The following is a 15730-nucleotide window of genomic DNA, read 5'->3' on the forward strand; positions in this document are numbered from 1 at the left end:
AGCCAGAGTCCGGTCTTCGGATGCAGGACTCCTGGCTTTGCTCACTCAGCGCCGATCCCGGCCATCGGTTCAGTTTGGCCCCAGCCACCGCCCAGAGACCTGAACAGGTCAACCAGCGCAATCTGCCGTTCCGTGCTGATTTGAATTAGTGTGGTCTGGTTGCTAAAGGTGCTGCGCTGGGCGTCAAGATAACGCAGGTAGTCGTCCACGCCGCCCTCGTAACGCGCCTTAGCCAGGGCCATCGCAGCCTCGCTGGAACCGGCCAGAGCCTGGCGGGCAGCCTCCTCGCGGCGCAGGGTGTCGGTGGCGGCCAGGGCATCGGCCACTTCGCGGAAGGCGGTCTGGATGGTGCCTTCGTAGTCGGCCACCGCCGCGTCCTGGCGCACTTCGGCGAGGTCCAGGTTGGCGCGGTTGCGGCCACCGGCGAAGATCGGCAGCGACAGCGTCGGGGCAAAGCTCCAGGCCCGCGAGCCGCCATCGAACAATCCGGACAACTCGGCACTGGAGCTGCCCACCGAACCGGTCAGGCTGATCCGGGGAAAGAACGCGGCGCGAGCTGCACCGATATCGGCATTGCGCGCCTTGAGGCGGTGCTCGCTGGCGAGAATGTCCGGGCGCCGTTCGATCAGTTCCGAGCTGGTGCCGGGGGCGATGTCCTGCAGCACCATCAGGTCGTCGCGGGGCGTCGCGGGCAGCAGGCGAGCGGCATCTGGCGTGCCGAGCAACAGGACCAGGGCGTTGTCCGCCTGGCGTAGCTGGCGTTCGGTGCTCTCGCGCTCGGCCCTCGCCTGTTCGGCAAGGCCGACCGCTTCCTGGTAATCCAGGGCGGTGGCGGCCCCCGCTGCACGGCGCTGGCTGACCAGCTCCAGCGAGGCCAGGCGGCTGTCCAGGGTTTGTTCGACCAGGGCCATGCGGCGTAGCGCACCATCGCGGGTCAGGTAGGCCTGGATGACCTCGGCAACCAGGCTGATCTGCGTGGCACGGGTCGCCTCCTCGGTCGCCAGGTAGGTCTCCAGCGCGGCCTCGGAGAGGCTGCGCACGCGGCCGAACAGGTCGACTTCGTACTCCGCGAGGCCGAGGCCGACCTGATAGTTGCTGGTCACTTCCGAGCGCCCGGTCTGCGACAGATCGGCAGGCAGGCGCTGGCGGTTGCCGCTGGCATTGGCGTTGATCGAAGGCAGGCGATCAGCACGCTGGATGCGGTACTGGGCACGCGCAGCTTCGATATCCAGCAGCGCCTGGCGCAGGCTGCGGTTGTTGCTCAGCGCCGTATCCACCGCGCGGCGCAGGTCGGCATCGACGATGAAGGTCTGCCAGTCCAGCGCCTGGGCACGGGTGCCCTCCGCGTCGGCGGCTTGCCAGTGCGACGCGACCGGTGCCTGCGGGCGCTCGTAGGTCGGGGCCAGCGAACAACCCGCCAGGGCGGCGATGGCCAGGGGCAGCAGAGCGCGACGGAGCATGAAGTGAGAGGTCATCGCATTACTCCGCTTTATGCAGGGGATGGTTGTCGGTTTGCTGAGGTTTGGTGCGCAGCAGCGACAGCACCCAGACGAAGAAGATCGGCACGAAGATCACCCCGAGCATGGTCGCGCTGAGCATCCCGCCCAGCACCCCGGTGCCCAGTGCGCGCTGGCTCGCAGCGCCGGCGCCAGTGGCGATGGCCAGCGGCACCACGCCGAGCATGAACGCCATGGAGGTCATGATGATCGGGCGGAAACGCAGGCGCGCGGCTTCGACAGCAGCATCGCGCAGCGAGTAGCCGTCTTCCCACAGGTCCTTGGCGAACTCGACGATGAGAATGGCGTTCTTCGCCGCCAGGCCGATCACGGTGATCAGGCCGACCTTGAAGTACACGTCGTTGGGCAGGCCGATAGCAGTCACCGCCAGTACCGCGCCGAGTGCGCCGACCGGCACGATCAGCATCACCGTCAGCGGGATCGCCCAGCTCTCGTAGAGCGCCACCAGCAGCAGGAACACCACGGTGATGGCCAGGGCGAACAGCATCGTCGCCTGCCCGCTGGCGACCCGCTCCTGATACGACAGCCCGGTCCACTCGTAACCGATACCTTCGGGCAGCTCGGCAGCGATGCGCTCCAGTTCGAGCATCGCCTCGCCAGTGCTCACGCCGGGCGCGGCGTCACCGGCAATGCGGATCGACGGGTAACCGTTGTAACGCGCGACCTGCACCGGGCCTTCTTCCCAGCTCGTGGTGACGAAAGCACTCAGCGGTACCAGGCTGCCGCTGTCGTTGGGCACATGCAGGCGCAGGACGCTTTCCGGTGTCATGCGCTCGGCCTGTTCGGCCTGTACCACCACGCGCTGCTGGCGGCCGGCGTTGGCGAAGTCGTTGATCACCGACGAGCCGAACGCAGTGGACAGCGCGCTGCTGATCGCTTCGAAGCTGACTCCCAGCGTGCGCGCCTGCTCACGGTCGATCACCAGGCGCAGCTGCGGCGCCTCGGCCAGACCTTCCATCATGGCGTAGAGGAACTTCGGATTGCCGTTGACCTTGCCCAGCACTTCATCGCGCGCTGCCAACAGGGCATCGCGGCCAAGGCCGGCGCGGTCCTGCAGGCGCAGGGCGAAACCACCCGAGTTGCCCAGGCCTTCGACCGGCGGTGGCGGCACCGCCATGATCGCGCCGTCATCGAGGTTGGCGAAGTGCTGGTTGACCGCAGCCGACTCGGCTTCCGGCGACTGCGAAGAATCTCGCTCGGACCAGTCCTTGAGCAGCGGGAAGGCAATGGCCGCGTTCTCACCCATGCCGGAGAAGCTGAAGCCGAGGACCAGGAAGGACGTCTGCACGGCCTCGCGGGCCATCAGAAACTCTTCCAGCTCCTCACCCGTGGCCGAGGTGCGCTCACGGGTGGCGCCTGGCGGCAACTGGATGTCGACGATCATGTAGCCCTGGTCTTCCACCGGCACGAAGGATTCCGGCAGGCGCAGGTAGAAGAAACCCATCAGCACCACCACGCCCAGGTAGATGAACATCACCCGCCCGGCGCGCGGCACCAGCTTGCCGTTGAGTTTGGTGTAGCGGCCGGTCAGGGCGGTGAACTTGCGGTTGAACCAGCCGAAGAAACCGGTCTTCTCGTGATGGCCTTCGGGGATCGGTTTGAGCAGCGTGGCGCACAGCGCCGGGGTGAAGGTCAGCGCGAGAAAGCCCGAGAACAGAATCGACACCGCCAGCGACAGCGAGAACTGCTGGTAGATCACCCCCACCGAACCCGCCATGAAGGCCAGCGGCAGGAACACCGCCGACAGAACCAGGGTGATACCGATGATCGCCCCGGACACCTGCCCCATCGCCTTGATGGTCGCCGGCACCGGCGCCAGGCCTTCCTCGGCCATGATCCGCTCGACGTTCTCCACCACCACGATGGCGTCGTCCACCAAGATGCCGATGGCCAGCACCATGCCGAACATGGTCATCATGTTCACCGAGAAGCCCAGCAGGTACATGAAGGTCAGGGTACCAAGCAGACACACCGGCACGACGATGGACGGGATCAGGGTGTAGCGCACGTTCTGCAGGAACAGGAACATCACCAGGAACACCAGCACCATGGCCTCGATGAGGGTCATGATGACCTTGTCGATGGCCACGTCGACGAAGCGCGAGGTGTCGTACGGCACGGAGAACTCGACGTTGTCCGGGAAGTTGGCCGACAGCTCGGTCAGACGCTGCTTGACCGCCTCGGCGGTCTGGATCGCGTTGGCACCGGGCGACAGCTGCACGGCGGCGGCAACGGCGGGCTTGCCGTCCTGGCGCGAGCCGAAGTTGTAGTCCTGGCTGCCGACCTCGATGCGTGCCACGTCGCCCAGGGTCAGGCGCGAGCCGTCCTGGTTGGCACGCAGCACGATGGCGGCGAATTCCTGCGGGTTGTCCAGGGTGCCCTTGACCGCCAGGGTCGCCGTCAGCTCCTGCTCGCTGGAACCCGGCGTGCTGCCGAAGGCACCGGCCGGCACCTGCACGTTCTGCGCGCGGATGGCGTTGTTCACGTCATCAATGGACAGGCCGTAGCCAACCAGCTTCTGCGGATCGATCCACACGCGCATGGCCGCCTCGGAGGCGAAGAACTGCAGTTTGCCGACACCGGGTACCCGGCGGATTTCGTTGTTGATACTGCGCGCCGCGTAGTCGGCCAGCGCCGTGACATCGGAGTCCTTGTCGCCATCGGTGTAGCTCAGCGCATAGGTCAGCAGGAAGCCGGCGGTGGCCTGCTCGGTCTGGATGCCGAGGGTCAGCACGGCCTGCGGCATGCGCGCCTCGGCCTTCTTCAGACGGTTCTGCACGTCGACCTGGGCCAGTTCGGGGTCGGTCCCCGGCTGGAAGGTGACGGTGATCTCGGCTATGCCGTTGGCGTTGCTGGTGGACTCGAAGTACAGCAGGTTCTTGGCGCCGTTGAGTTCTTCCTCGATGACGCTGGTCACCGAGTCGGTCAGCACCTGCGCCGAGGCGCCGGGATAGGTGGCGGTCACGGTAATCTGCGGCGGCGCCACGTTGGGGTACTGTGCCACCGGCAGGAACGGAATGACCAGCAGGCCACCTAGCGAGATGAACAGGGCGACTACCCAGGCAAAATTGGGGCGTCGGATGAAAAACAGGGGCATGAATGGTTCTCCGGCTTACTGGGCCTGGGACTGTGGAGCTTTTTCGGCGGCGCCTTGCTCGCGTGGGATGACCTTGGCGCCCGGACGGATAGCCGCCAGCGAGCTGGTGATCACCTTGTCGCCGGCCTGCAGGCCCTCGCTGATCTGCCAGCGCGAGCCTTGCATGGCGCCAGTAGTGACCTGGCGCACCTCGACGGTATCGCCCTCGCCCAGCAGCATCACGCTGGCCTGGCCGTCAGCCGAACGCTGCACGGCACGTTGCGGCACCAGGATGGCGTTCTGGTTGAGCCCCTGCGGCGTGCGCACACGCACGTACATACCCGGCAGCAACACGCCCTCGGGGTTGTCGAACTGCCCTCGCAGGGCGATTTGCCCGGTGCTGCGATCCACCGAGATATCAGTGAACAGCAGCGTGCCCTTGCTCTCGATATCGGTACCATCGACGCGCAGCGACAACGGCTGGTCGCTAGCGCCGGTAACCTTGCCCTCGGCGATGGCCGCGCGCAGGCGCAGGGCGTCGGCAGCCGGCTGGGTGAAGTCGGCGTACACCGGATCAAGTTGCTGGATACGCGCTAGCAGAGTCGCCTCACCCTGGCCTACCAGCGCCCCTTCGGTGACCTGGGCTCGGCCGATGCGTCCGGCAATGGGTGCGCGAACCTCGGCATAGCCCAGGTCCAGGCGGGCGGTTTCGACATTGGCCTGGGCCGATCGCTTGTCGGCCTGGGCACTCTGCAGAGCGGCCTTGGCGTTGTCGAAATCCTGCTGGCTGACGGCGTTGATCTTCACCAGCGGCTCGTATCGGCGAACCATCGCCTGGGCCTGGAACAACTGCGCCTCGGCGCGGGCCAGTTCACCCTGCGCCCGCGACAGGGCCGCTTTGAACGGCGCAGGGTCGATCTGGAACAGCACGTCGCCGGCCTTCACGTCGGCCCCTTCCTCAAAGGTGCGCTTGAGCACGATCCCCGCCACCCGCGCGCGCACCTCGGCGACACGCACCGGCTCGATGCGTCCTGGTAGCTCGGCAACCACGGTGAAGGGCTCGGTCTGCACGCTGAGCACATCGACTTCACGCGCCGGCGCCTCCTCCCCTTGCTCTTCGGGCTTGTCGCAGCCAACCAGGGTCACGGCGACCAAACAGGAGATCACGGAAAAAGTGATCCACTCGCGAAATTTGTTCATATCTCACCCAAGCACGAAGCCAGTACGTAGTCGAAGCCGCGCATGATGCACACCAAAATCAAATGAGTCAATATTGACTCATTTGATTTTGATGTGAACAAAGCTAGTATCCTCTTTGAGAAAAATGAGTGTTCTAGGCAAAATACCCGCATCTGCCTGCGATAGATAAAGAGTGACCGATGGATTTAACTGCTGCCGATGAGAAATTGCTGAAGGCCCTGGCGATCGCCATCGTTGACCACCCGCGAGCCACGTTCAAAGAAAGGGTATCCGGATTATCTGGTTGATGAGGTGCCACTTACCGTAGCGGCTCGACGTTCCACGTCTGCTCGACGACGCTCTACATCGTCCTCGGTAATAAGGCCATGCTTCACCAGCAAGCCTTCCGTTGTGTCAATCTGCGATTCGATCTTTTCCTTGTTGACCCGGAAACGCTCCACTTCATCCCACGCCCTGGCGCTGAATACATCTCGGAACCTTCCGGTGTTACTAAGGAGACACGCCAAGGCGGCAGCGCCACCGGCGAACGTGACGATGACCCGCATGCCTTCTTGCAGATCACCTTGGGAGTAAGCACTAAGATCCTGGGTGATGAATGCGAAGATCGCGGCGGCAGAAGTGTAGGTAGCGGTCATGGCCACCCACCAGCCTAGCACTCGGAAAAGACCGAAAAGCACATTGCCCACCTGCTCCAGGTAGGCTTCGGGGTCACGGAATTGTTCGCGGAGTGCGTTGCTGAATGTAATGTCGTTCATGGTCTCTCCCTTCTGTGTATCAACCGGATAATCCGGATACCCCAAAGAAATAGCCCAGGCAGCGGGAGTCAGCAAGGCGACGCTAAACAGGTTTTGCGGCACCCGCGACAACCTGATCGAGATGCTTCTGGATCATGGTTCGGTGGTTATTTATCGGGTCATTGCCGATGCCGATCTTGAGTCGGCGCCCTTGGACGCATTGCATCGCCTGATCGAAGGCCATTTGACTCACAGGGAGTTGTTGGTTTTCCTCTCATTTCAGTGGCGCCCGGACACGTTTGATTTAGATGCAGGCGGCTGCCGATGGCTGCCTTACTCAGAAACGCTGGACGAGTTCTTTCTACGCGGGCAAAAACTGGGCGTATTCCGTATCGATATCGGTGCCCCGGCGCTTACCGAAATCTTCTCCTCCTTGATCTTCGGCCTGGTAGACGCCGAGCGCCGCGGCCGTATCGCACGCGCAGGTATGGCGGCGTTGATCGAGCAATTCTTCCTGAACGGGGCTTGCAACTACCAAACTTAACGGAAAGCAACGCTCAGTTTTTTTTCCAACGGGTTGGCGGTGTCCGTTTTTGGCCGTTCTCTGACGGTCGTGACAGTGACACGCCCTGGTCAAGTTGAACGCAATCCGTGGTCAACGCCAACCCAAATTGGTGGTCAAGAGGAGTGCAATTTCGCACATACCTGAGGACTGCTCACCACATCGCTTGCGTCGGTAGTAGCTTCCGCACTTTCCCCGTCTCTCACCGCTAAACAGCGCTTTCCGGTAGCGGACTTTAGAGCGGCTTGATACTGGCCAGCATGCAGAAATTCTGCCCGTGTAGCGTCACGACCGGACAAGCCACTAGGGTGGCGGTCAGGAAGGCAGGCAAACGGAACACGGCGAAGCACCTCGAAGGCGCTGGCCACTTGCCATCCAACTGGGCGCGGCCTTTAATCGGCGGATCTGGAAAGGAGACGGATATGCCATTGTTGGACGAGATTATTGGGTGGGCCGGCGGACTCAGACCCTGGCAGCAGGAAGCACTGCGCCGGATATTTGCCCGGGCCGAACTAACCCAAGATGACATCGAGACCATTCTGCGAATGGTTCGCGAGCAAGAACGGGAAGACGCAACCACGGGGGGAGCACGGCCATTCACGCTGGACGACGTACCAGGCGCCGGAAGTGGCGCAACCGTGCGGTTGGTGGGTGTCTCGGGGCTAGACCAGGTAAACGGCTTCCCGTCCGGTCGTGCCTTTGACCTCGCACCGGAGGGCATGACCATTTTCTTTGGTCATAACGGCGCCGGCAAATCCGGCTACGCCCGCGTCTTCAAGAATGCCTGCAACGCTCGGCATCGGGTGGAGGTCCTGCCCGACGCTTTTGGGGCGGCAACCCCAGCTAGACTGCCATCAGCAGATTTCGCCATTTTGGTGGATGGCACTCCGGAAACCGCACGTTGGGTCCAGAACGGGCCGGCCCATTTGCATTTGAGTTCGGTCTCGGTCTACGACGCGGCCTGTGCCAATGACTACATCGACGCGGAAGGGACCCCTGCATTTCAGCCCTACGGACTCACTCATCTGACGCGCCTGGTCCTACTTCAGCGTGATTTACAGGCACGGATTGGGACCGAACGCAATGCCTTGGCTCTGGATACCCGGCAATTCGAACCGCTGAAGGGTGACACCGAAGTCGGCCGCTACATCGCCAAATTAGGTGGGGACTCGGACCGCGCCGTGCTTGCTCGATTAGGGACGGTCGGTGACGATGAACTCCGGCGACTGGAGTTTCTGAAGCGGACATTACTGGAAAGCGATCCTGTGCCGCAGGCGCTGGCCTTGGAACGTTTGGCGACACGCTTGGACCAGGCGCAGCGTCGAGCCGAGGAAGTCCAGCGCTGGGTGAATGATCGTGCCATAGCACGGGCAAAGGGGCACTGTTGCAAAGTTAGCGATGAGGCAGCCTTTTGTCTTATTCAAAGGCCTTACATTTCAAAAACTCTGCTTACCAGGCGCATTTCGCCCAGGGGATCACCATAATAAAATGCTGAGGCCTGGCCTTTGCGTAGTGCACGCATCACCTCAATACCTTTGATGGTGGCGTAAGCCGTCTTCATGGATTTAAATCCCAGCGTGGCGCCGATTATCCGTTTCAGTTTGCCATGATCGCATTCAATCACGTTGTTCCGGTACTTAATCTGTCGGTGTTCAACGTCAGACGGGCACCGGCCTTCGCGTTTGAGCAGAGCAAGCGCGCGACCATAGGCGGGCGCTTTATCCGTGTTGATGAATCGCGGGATCTGCCACTTCTTCACGTTGTTGAGGATTTTACCCAGAAACCGGTATGCAGCTTTGCTGTTACGACGGGAGGAGAGATAAAAATCGACAGTGCGGCCCCGGCTGTCGACGGCCCGGTACAGATACGCCCAGCGGCCATTGACCTTCACGTAGGTTTCATCCATGTGCCACGGGCAAAGATCGGAAGGGTTACGCCAGTACCAGCGCAGCCGTTTTTCCATTTCAGGCGCATAACGCTGAACCCAGCGGTAAATCGTGGAGTGATCGACATTCACTCCGCGTTCAGCCAGCATCTCCTGCAGCTCACGGTAACTGATGCCGTATTTGCAGTACCAGCGTACGGCCCACAGAATGATGTCACGCTGAAAATGCCGGCCTTTGAATGGGTTCATGTGCAGCTCCATCAGCAAAAGGGGATGATAAGTTTATCACCACCGACTATTTGCAACAGTGCCAATGGAAGGGGGATTAAGGGCAAAGGGGCTACCCTGAAAAGGCTTGTTTGCAGGGGAAAGCAAAAGGCCAAAAGGCAATCCGTGCAAGCTCAAAATTCACATACGAGTTTAAAACCATAAGGAAAAACTACGGAGAAGCTCTCGCTGCGCCATGCTGACCATCTATTGAAAAATGTACGCTATCGTCCAATGCTACTGGGTGAAAATCACCTCCGAAGAATAGGTCCCCTATTGGAGTTCTAATCTATCCATTACACATGAGCTACATTTCAGTTTCTAGCAGGCTCACCTTATTTAACGGAGCATTGGCGAGTTATTACACGAATATCCTGCATTCTTAATGTGTTGCTTTAGGCACCGCTACCAACTTTACCCCCAGAGCGCCCAACACCCGGCTGATAGTGTCAAAGCGTGGACTGGCTCCCCCCCGCAGCGCTTTGTACAAGGACTCACGACCGATACCTGCGTCTTTGGCAATCTGGGTCATACCACGTGCTTTAGCGATATCGCCAAGAGCTTCGGCCAGCAACGCATCGTCGTCTGCCTCTAAAATAGCATTCAAGTAGGCAGTGATCGCCTCTTCACTGTCTAGGTAGTCGGCTGCATCAAAAGTAGGTAGCTCAGTAATTTTAACCATGGTTCAATCCTCCAGTGTTTTCGACAAAGCAATGGCTTTGACGATATCACGCGCCTGCGTTGACTTATCACCCCCACCCAACATGACAACCAAGACAGAGCCACGTTGTACAAAATACATTCGCCAGCCTTTGCCAAAATGTTCGCGCATCTCACTTACACCTTCGCCAACCGACTGAACATCGCCAAGATTGCCACGCGAAACCTTTTTCAACCGGGTAACTAGGCGCATTTTGGTGGTAACGTCTTTTAGTCCATTAAACCAGCGGTCAAACTCTGGCGTTCGTTTAATTTCAATCATGGTTAATCTCGGCTTTCTCTAATGCAAGTGTACTCTATCGAATACACAAAGACAATCCAAACTCAAAAAACACCTTAGTGCAAGTCATGTGCTTCAAACAGCACTTCCCCTATGCAGTGGCCTGCTGGAGTATAAAGCGTGAACTTCTACTTCAGTAACCCTCATCCGCCAGTATCGGGTTACTGACCCAACCCCTTCTTAATTTGTACGACACTCTTTGCACATCATTCCAAGGAGTCTACAAATGCCCATACCCGCCAAAAACGAGGCCAGCACATCACCCGCTATTCGCATTCTGTGTTTTGCTAGCGGCTTTGGTTACGGTTTTGCAAAAATGATTATGCAAACTCTTATTACATTGGCGCACCTAGTACCCCTTCTTTTCTTTTGGACTGTGTTCGTAGCGTTTTTCTTTACTAGCGGTGACTCACTCAGCCTGATTGAAAGCATTCTGGAGGCGACACCTCAAGAGATGCACTCAGTGATCACCGGGCTGTTTGGTAAATTATGCAATGAATGAAGATTTGGACACATTACGTATGGCCGCCATAGAGCAAGACCGCTGCTTCTCCAAAGGGCGCTTGCGTGACGATTTTCGAATGAAGCCAAAGCCTGGAGTTGAGCCAGTTACCTATTACAAGAACGGTTTCGGCGGTAAGTTTGCTGTATATCGCATCGCTGACTGTATTCCGATGCGCCCGATAAAAACTGGTCGCTCCGAAAAGCAAAAGAAGGCAGCAAAGCGACTGGGCATCATGTCAAAGCTAAAAAGCGGCTTGGCTCAGGCCGGTAAGCGCGCAGCAGATTGGCTGGTTCAGGACTGCTATGTGCTGGACACTGAGACAACCGGGCTGAGCGACAAGGATCAAATCATCGAAATAGCTGTGTGTGATGTAAATGGTAAGGTTTGTTATGAGCAACGCATTTTACCGAGCGTACTGATCAATCCCAAAGCAGAAGAAATACACGGTATCAGCCTCGATGATTTAGCTGAGCGTCCTAACTGGCCTGAAATAGCTAATGACCTCAAAACACTTCTGACCGGCCAAACCGTTGTTATTTACAATTCAAATTTTGACCTGGACATGCTCCGCAGCACCTCCCAAGCTTTCCAAACCGACGACGCATGGCTAAACACGCTAAACATTCGCTGCGCTATGGAACTGTCTGTACAGGCGTTTGGAGCCACTAACCGCTATGGAACTATTTCTCTCGCCAATGCAGCTGACGCAGCTGGTGTCTCATGGCCTGGAGAAGCGCATAGCGCAAAAGTAGATGCCTTGGTCACCCTTGGGGTGCTAAGGACCTTGAGTGATCATTATCACCGGCTGCATATTGAGCTGGAAGAACTATGCTGATCAGATTTCCTGGGGCACGAGGCTAGCGCTAGTGCTGCTGGACACCTCCAGACCACTGTTTTATGATTAATTTGTGTCTCGTTAGTCGTTGACTGACAACATACCCCAAGCCCTGTACAACATGAAAATGGGTGCTCACGTCTGTGAGCTGTTGTTTAAACCTACCTCTAATCCCTGCGGATAAACCTTTATCCCGCAAGGATCCTGTGTTTCTCCGCTTTTTGTTTTTTGGAGAAACATCATGACTACTCAAGCTCAACAAGGTCAGTTTGACGCATCATCCTACCCGATCGAAGTCCTGCGCTCTGCTGCAGGGTATTACATCGGGCAATGCTGCCCAGAAGAAGGTCCGATTTCCCGCCTGAGTGTTCAGTATTGGAAAACCGAATCTGATGCTGAAGCTGCGCTGGCTAGTGGTAACTGGGCCGTGCGTGAATGGGCGTGAAATAAACTAAAAACGCAAGTCGGTTTGACCCTCTTCGTCCTGTAAAAAACACTCATAACCAACCCCTCAGCGGAAAACCATTTTCCGTTATGGGAAGTGTGTTTTTCCGCCTTTCATGGAGAAACACTATGCAGTCTCAACAATCACAAAACACCCTAATAGCTGGATGCCAATACATAACCGACTCGGTTAAGAAAGGCATCTTAGGTAGTTTCTTCGAGCAGATTTTACTTGAAGGAATCCACACTCGAAACTCCAGTTGCTTTGGCATAAAGCCTTCAAGGTTTCCGTGCCCAAACATTACTCCGGTCCATGTTGCTTGTAATGCCGCCGCAGTCCTCGAAGCCATTGAAGGGCTTCCACTTACTTGGGTGGAAATCAACAGCCTGAGTGGATGGGGCATCTATCACAAATACATAGCGCTTTTCGGTGAGCGCCACTGGGTAACTAGAGACCGAAGCGGCACTCTGTTCGTTCGTGAGTTCGATTTGACAGAGCGCTTTATTTAACCACTAACCTTAGCCCTAGCGGAAATACAGTTTCCGCCAGGGAGCTGTATTTTTTGCCTCTTGGAGAAACACAATGCAAACTAAAAAATATAGCTATGCCATCACCAATCTCACCACCGGTGAAATGGTCGAGGTAGTTAACTGCCCTAAAAAAGCACTCGCTGTCGCATTCGCCCTCAGCAGTGTTAACGGCAAAATATCTCACACTTGGGACAAGTGCATGAAATGCTGGACTCTGACACTCCAACTAGGGGATCAGGAGCCACAGCTAATAGCATGCTCATTCTTTCCTGAGCCTGAAAAAGCATTGGAACACATGATTTCTCATGCTGTTGTTTGGGTTAATAACACAAACCTAATTGCTCCACTTCATATTGATTACGACATTCATATCAGTGATATAGCTCGGTCAACAGAATCAGACCGCGTTTACGTTTGGTTTCAGCAAGGCATTGCCAACTTCGCAGCCATTGTTGAGCCTCAACAGCAGGTATTGAGTATCAATTGGGCTGCTGACTTAACCGACCCCGATAAGCATTGGCTCGACATCAGCCCATCGCTTCATCAATGGGTGATCAAACTACTCTTAGGAGTAGCTGGTATCAGTGTTGAGAATCTAAACCTAAGACAAAACCCTGCGAAACTATCCTGGCAATGGGACTAACCCTGCCTTCATAACCCACACAAAACCCTGCTCCGGCAGGGTTTTTCTATTGGCAACTAGACAGCTATTCCAGCCTGTTCTATCCTCTAGACATGTTTCGCTGATCGTTGATCAGCAACATGCCAAAAGCCGTGTACATGATGCAAAGCGGCGCTCACGCTGTGAGTTCATGTTCAACCTACCTACCCTTGGCGGAGAAAACTCTCTCCGTCAGGAGCTGTGTTTCTCCGCTTTTTGCTTTTTTGGAGAAACGCTATGAGTACTCACTCAACAACCATCCCACTGACCGACTTCATTTCCGAGTTCGGCGATGTCCTAATCGACTCTTTGAACGAGTCAAACCCTCCGGTGTATACCGGCATGACCCACCCCATTCACTTCCAGCGTCAGCAGGTAATGGATGGACTGCTCCGTAAACCTTTCGATGCTCAGGCCGAAGTTGTTCAAGCGGTTACTGCGCTGCTGGTTGATAAAAACGAGTCAGCAGCAGTTATCAATGCAGAAATGGGTACGGGTAAAACCATGATGGCCATCGCTGCTGCAGCCGTTATGCACACAGAGGACTATCGTAGACACCTTGTTATTTCACCACCTCACTTGGTTTACAAGTGGCGCAGGGAAATCTTGGAAACTGTCCCAAATGCCAAAGTCTGGGTTTTGAACGGCCCTGACACACTCGCAAAGCTGATCCAGCTCCGTGCTGAGTTAGGTGTTCTGTCTAGTAAGGATGCACCAGAGTTTTTTATTCTGGGGCGCATCAGAATGCGTATGGGTTACCACTGGCGACATGCATATACGCGCAAACCAACCCGCAATCGCGATACAACCGGCGAACAGATTTTTCTGCCAGCCTGTCCCGATTGTGGAACCTTGGTTGCACATGACGGTGAACCAATTACCGAGAAACAATTTCTAGCAGTCGACAAGCAAGTCAGCTGCAGGGAATGCAAAGGTAAACTTTGGACCCTGATGCGCGACCGGACAGGCGCTGAATTTGACCGTCGCAAGGCTCTGGTCAAGTCAGTCTGCCAGATCCCAACCATTGGACCGGTGCGAGCGAACCGATTACTCGATCAGTTTGGTGAGGACTTCATCAGTGGATTGTTGGCTGACAACATTCACGAGTTCATCAACTTGATGGATGAGAAAGGCGACTTTCTATTTTCCGACAAGCAAGCCAGACGCATGGAGCGTGCCATGGCCAACATCGAGTTTGGTTTTGGCTCAGGCGGTTATCAACCAACAGAGTTTATCAAACGATATATGCCGCAAGGTTACTTTGATCTGTTGATCGTGGACGAAGGTCACGAGTACAAAAACTCAGGTTCGGCCCAAGGGCAAGCCATGGGTGTACTCGCAGCCAAAACCCGCAAAACCATTTTGCTAACCGGCACCTTAATGGGTGGCTATGCTGATGATTTGTTCTATTTGCTGTTCCGTGCGCTCACCCAGCGCATGATTGAAGATGGTTTTGTTCCTCGCAAGAACGGAAGCCTGAACTCGGCAGCGATGAGTTTCATGCGTGAGCATGGAATCCTCAAGGACATCATGAGTGAAAGCACAACCTCTCATAAAACCGCACGCGGTAAAAAGCAGACAACGCGCACAGTGAAAGCCCCTGGCTTTGGCCCTAAAGGAATTCACCGCTATGTCTTGCCTTACACCGTATTCCTGAAACTCAAAGATATTGGCGGCAATGTTCTTCCTGCTTATACAGAGGAGTTCCGCCCTATTCCAATGAGCGATAGCCAGGAAGCAGCCTACAAAGACCTTAGTAACCGACTGACAGCGGAACTGAAACAAGCATTGGCACGTCGCGACACAACCCTCATGGGGACAGTGTTGAACGTACTACTGGCTTGGCCTGATTGCGCATTCAGAACTGAAATCGTTAAACACCCGAAAACTCGGGACACGTTAGCATTTGTGCCAGCTGTGTTTGATGACGAGGAGATGATGCCCAAAGAACAGGAGTTACTGGACATTTGTCTTGAGGAGAAAGCCAAAGGCCGAAAGGTTTTAACCTACTGCACCTACACCGGTACTCGCGACACAACAGCCAGGCTTAAAGTCAGGCTGGAGCAAGCGGGATTGAAGGTGGCAATTTTGCGCAGCAGTGTTGAAACAGGCAAGCGTGAAGACTGGATTGCAGATCAGGTAGACAGAGGCATTGACGTGCTTATCTGCAACCCTGAGTTGGTGAAAACCGGCCTAGATCTGTTGGATTTTCCAACAATCGTGTTCATGCAAACCGGCTATAACGTCTACACCATGCAACAGGCTGCCCGACGCTCTTGGCGGATTGGTCAAACTGAAGCAGTGAAAGTGATTTTCCTTGGCTATACCGGCACCTCCCAGATGTCCTGTCTGGAGCTGATGGCCAAGAAAATTGCAGTCTCACAGAGCACATCAGGCGATATACCAGAATCAGGACTTGATTCTCTAAACTCGGATGGTGACTCAGTTGAAATGGCCCTTGCAAGGCAGCTTATTTCAAGTCATTAACCCACTATCACAGCCTCTTAAGAGGC

Annotated in this window: 14 protein-coding genes and 2 pseudogenes; 9 read left to right on the forward strand and 7 right to left on the reverse strand. The window is 56.5% G+C overall.

The genetic code is table 11. The annotated features are described in order from the left end of the window. Positions 1-41 precede the first annotated feature (41 nt). Genes toprJ through tmexC form a run of 3 tightly spaced genes read right to left on the reverse strand, consistent with a single transcriptional unit; the run spans position 42 to position 5793 of the window. Positions 42-1475, reverse strand: a complete 1434-nt coding sequence (gene toprJ, locus AC2T15_RS12885) for a multidrug efflux transporter outer membrane subunit TOprJ (RefSeq protein WP_343461932.1) — start codon at positions 1473-1475, stop codon at positions 42-44. A 4-nt stretch (positions 1476-1479) separates the two neighbouring features. Further along, a complete protein-coding gene (gene tmexD / locus AC2T15_RS12890) occupies positions 1480-4614 on the reverse strand; it encodes a multidrug efflux RND transporter permease subunit TMexD (protein ID WP_486779096.1) in 3135 nt (1044 codons plus the stop codon). A gap of 15 nt (positions 4615-4629) precedes the next feature. After that, the gene (tmexC, locus tag AC2T15_RS12895; protein WP_065285147.1) at positions 4630-5793 is read right to left on the reverse strand and encodes a multidrug efflux RND transporter periplasmic adaptor subunit TMexC; all 1164 of its coding nucleotides are present in this window, start codon (positions 5791-5793) and stop codon (positions 4630-4632) included. A 179-nt stretch (positions 5794-5972) separates the two neighbouring features. On the opposite strand from tmexC, the pseudogene AC2T15_RS12900 reads away from it, so the two are divergent. Next, positions 5973-6056: pseudogene (locus tag AC2T15_RS12900) on the forward strand (transcriptional regulator); the annotation flags it as partial. 12 nt (positions 6057-6068) lie between these two features. Here the strand turns inward: AC2T15_RS12900 and AC2T15_RS12905 are convergent. After that, positions 6069-6548 (reverse strand): hypothetical protein, encoded by a 480-nt coding sequence (locus AC2T15_RS12905; protein ID WP_486779097.1) that lies wholly within the window; start codon positions 6546-6548, stop codon positions 6069-6071. Positions 6549-6579: 31 nt separating this feature from the next. Here AC2T15_RS12905 and AC2T15_RS12910 point away from each other — a divergent pair. Both AC2T15_RS12910 and AC2T15_RS12915 read left to right on the forward strand, forming a co-directional pair. Then, positions 6580-7071 (forward strand): annotated as a pseudogene (locus AC2T15_RS12910) (TetR/AcrR family transcriptional regulator); the annotation flags it as partial. Positions 7072-7511: 440 nt separating this feature from the next. Next, entirely contained in the window at positions 7512-8573 is a 1062-nt protein-coding gene (locus tag AC2T15_RS12915) for a hypothetical protein (RefSeq protein WP_486779098.1), read from the forward strand. Here AC2T15_RS12915 and AC2T15_RS12920 read toward each other — a convergent pair. The 3 genes from AC2T15_RS12920 to AC2T15_RS12930 all read right to left on the reverse strand — a co-directional run bounded on the left by AC2T15_RS12920 (position 8519) and on the right by AC2T15_RS12930 (position 10223). Beyond that, a complete protein-coding gene (locus AC2T15_RS12920) occupies positions 8519-9223 on the reverse strand; it encodes an IS6-like element IS26 family transposase (protein WP_001067855.1) in 705 nt (234 codons plus the stop codon). The two genes, AC2T15_RS12915 and AC2T15_RS12920, sit on opposite strands and share 55 nt — an antisense overlap. Before the next feature lie 400 nt (positions 9224-9623). Beyond that, positions 9624-9923 carry an addiction module antidote protein gene (locus AC2T15_RS12925; protein ID WP_486779099.1) on the reverse strand — a complete coding sequence of 100 codons (300 nt, stop codon included), beginning with the start codon at positions 9921-9923 and terminating at the stop codon, positions 9624-9626. Positions 9924-9926: 3 nt separating this feature from the next. Then, positions 9927-10223 carry a type II toxin-antitoxin system RelE/ParE family toxin gene (locus AC2T15_RS12930; protein ID WP_486779100.1) on the reverse strand — a complete coding sequence of 99 codons (297 nt, stop codon included), beginning with the start codon at positions 10221-10223 and terminating at the stop codon, positions 9927-9929. Positions 10224-10467: 244 nt separating this feature from the next. Between AC2T15_RS12930 and AC2T15_RS12935 the strand changes: the two genes are divergently transcribed. The 6 genes from AC2T15_RS12935 to AC2T15_RS12960 all read left to right on the forward strand — a co-directional run bounded on the left by AC2T15_RS12935 (position 10468) and on the right by AC2T15_RS12960 (position 15704). Further along, positions 10468-10743, forward strand: a complete 276-nt coding sequence (locus tag AC2T15_RS12935; RefSeq protein ID WP_486779101.1) for a hypothetical protein — start codon at positions 10468-10470, stop codon at positions 10741-10743. Further along, positions 10736-11581: a 3'-5' exonuclease gene (locus tag AC2T15_RS12940; RefSeq protein WP_486779102.1), complete on the forward strand. Its 846-nt coding sequence runs from the start codon at positions 10736-10738 to the stop codon at positions 11579-11581. Before AC2T15_RS12935 ends, AC2T15_RS12940 begins: the two co-directional genes overlap by 8 nt. Before the next feature lie 241 nt (positions 11582-11822). Continuing rightward, on the forward strand, positions 11823-12026 hold the full coding sequence (locus AC2T15_RS12945) for a hypothetical protein (RefSeq protein ID WP_432340134.1): 204 nt from the start codon (positions 11823-11825) through the stop codon (positions 12024-12026). A gap of 128 nt (positions 12027-12154) precedes the next feature. Continuing rightward, entirely contained in the window at positions 12155-12535 is a 381-nt protein-coding gene (locus AC2T15_RS12950; protein ID WP_486779103.1) for a hypothetical protein, read from the forward strand. Positions 12536-12608: 73 nt separating this feature from the next. Continuing rightward, positions 12609-13199, forward strand: a complete 591-nt coding sequence (locus AC2T15_RS12955; protein WP_486779104.1) for a hypothetical protein — start codon at positions 12609-12611, stop codon at positions 13197-13199. 255 nt (positions 13200-13454) lie between these two features. Then, complete coding sequence (locus AC2T15_RS12960) at positions 13455-15704, forward strand: SNF2-related protein (RefSeq protein WP_486779105.1); 2250 nt, start codon at positions 13455-13457, stop codon at positions 15702-15704. Positions 15705-15730 lie beyond the last annotated feature (26 nt).

The sequence above is a fragment of the Thiopseudomonas sp. SA1F2-1K genome, from assembly GCF_057443035.1.

What these genes read in the sequence shown, in the direction of transcription:
- toprJ (WP_343461932.1), bottom strand. Translation starts at nt 1,475, where the DNA reads ATGACCTCTCACTTCATGCTCCGTCGCGCTCTGCTGCCCCTGGCCATC.
- tmexD (WP_486779096.1), bottom strand. Translation starts at nt 4,614, where the DNA reads ATGCCCCTGTTTTTCATCCGACGCCCCAATTTTGCCTGGGTAGTCGCC.
- tmexC (WP_065285147.1), bottom strand. Translation starts at nt 5,793, where the DNA reads ATGAACAAATTTCGCGAGTGGATCACTTTTTCCGTGATCTCCTGTTTG.
- AC2T15_RS12905 (WP_486779097.1), bottom strand. Translation starts at nt 6,548, where the DNA reads ATGAACGACATTACATTCAGCAACGCACTCCGCGAACAATTCCGTGAC.
- AC2T15_RS12915 (WP_486779098.1), top strand. Translation starts at nt 7,512, where the DNA reads ATGCCATTGTTGGACGAGATTATTGGGTGGGCCGGCGGACTCAGACCC.
- AC2T15_RS12920 (WP_001067855.1), bottom strand. Translation starts at nt 9,223, where the DNA reads ATGAACCCATTCAAAGGCCGGCATTTTCAGCGTGACATCATTCTGTGG.
- AC2T15_RS12925 (WP_486779099.1), bottom strand. Translation starts at nt 9,923, where the DNA reads ATGGTTAAAATTACTGAGCTACCTACTTTTGATGCAGCCGACTACCTA.
- AC2T15_RS12930 (WP_486779100.1), bottom strand. Translation starts at nt 10,223, where the DNA reads ATGATTGAAATTAAACGAACGCCAGAGTTTGACCGCTGGTTTAATGGA.
- AC2T15_RS12935 (WP_486779101.1), top strand. Translation starts at nt 10,468, where the DNA reads ATGCCCATACCCGCCAAAAACGAGGCCAGCACATCACCCGCTATTCGC.
- AC2T15_RS12940 (WP_486779102.1), top strand. Translation starts at nt 10,736, where the DNA reads ATGAATGAAGATTTGGACACATTACGTATGGCCGCCATAGAGCAAGAC.
- AC2T15_RS12945 (WP_432340134.1), top strand. Translation starts at nt 11,823, where the DNA reads ATGACTACTCAAGCTCAACAAGGTCAGTTTGACGCATCATCCTACCCG.
- AC2T15_RS12950 (WP_486779103.1), top strand. Translation starts at nt 12,155, where the DNA reads ATGCAGTCTCAACAATCACAAAACACCCTAATAGCTGGATGCCAATAC.
- AC2T15_RS12955 (WP_486779104.1), top strand. Translation starts at nt 12,609, where the DNA reads ATGCAAACTAAAAAATATAGCTATGCCATCACCAATCTCACCACCGGT.
- AC2T15_RS12960 (WP_486779105.1), top strand. Translation starts at nt 13,455, where the DNA reads ATGAGTACTCACTCAACAACCATCCCACTGACCGACTTCATTTCCGAG.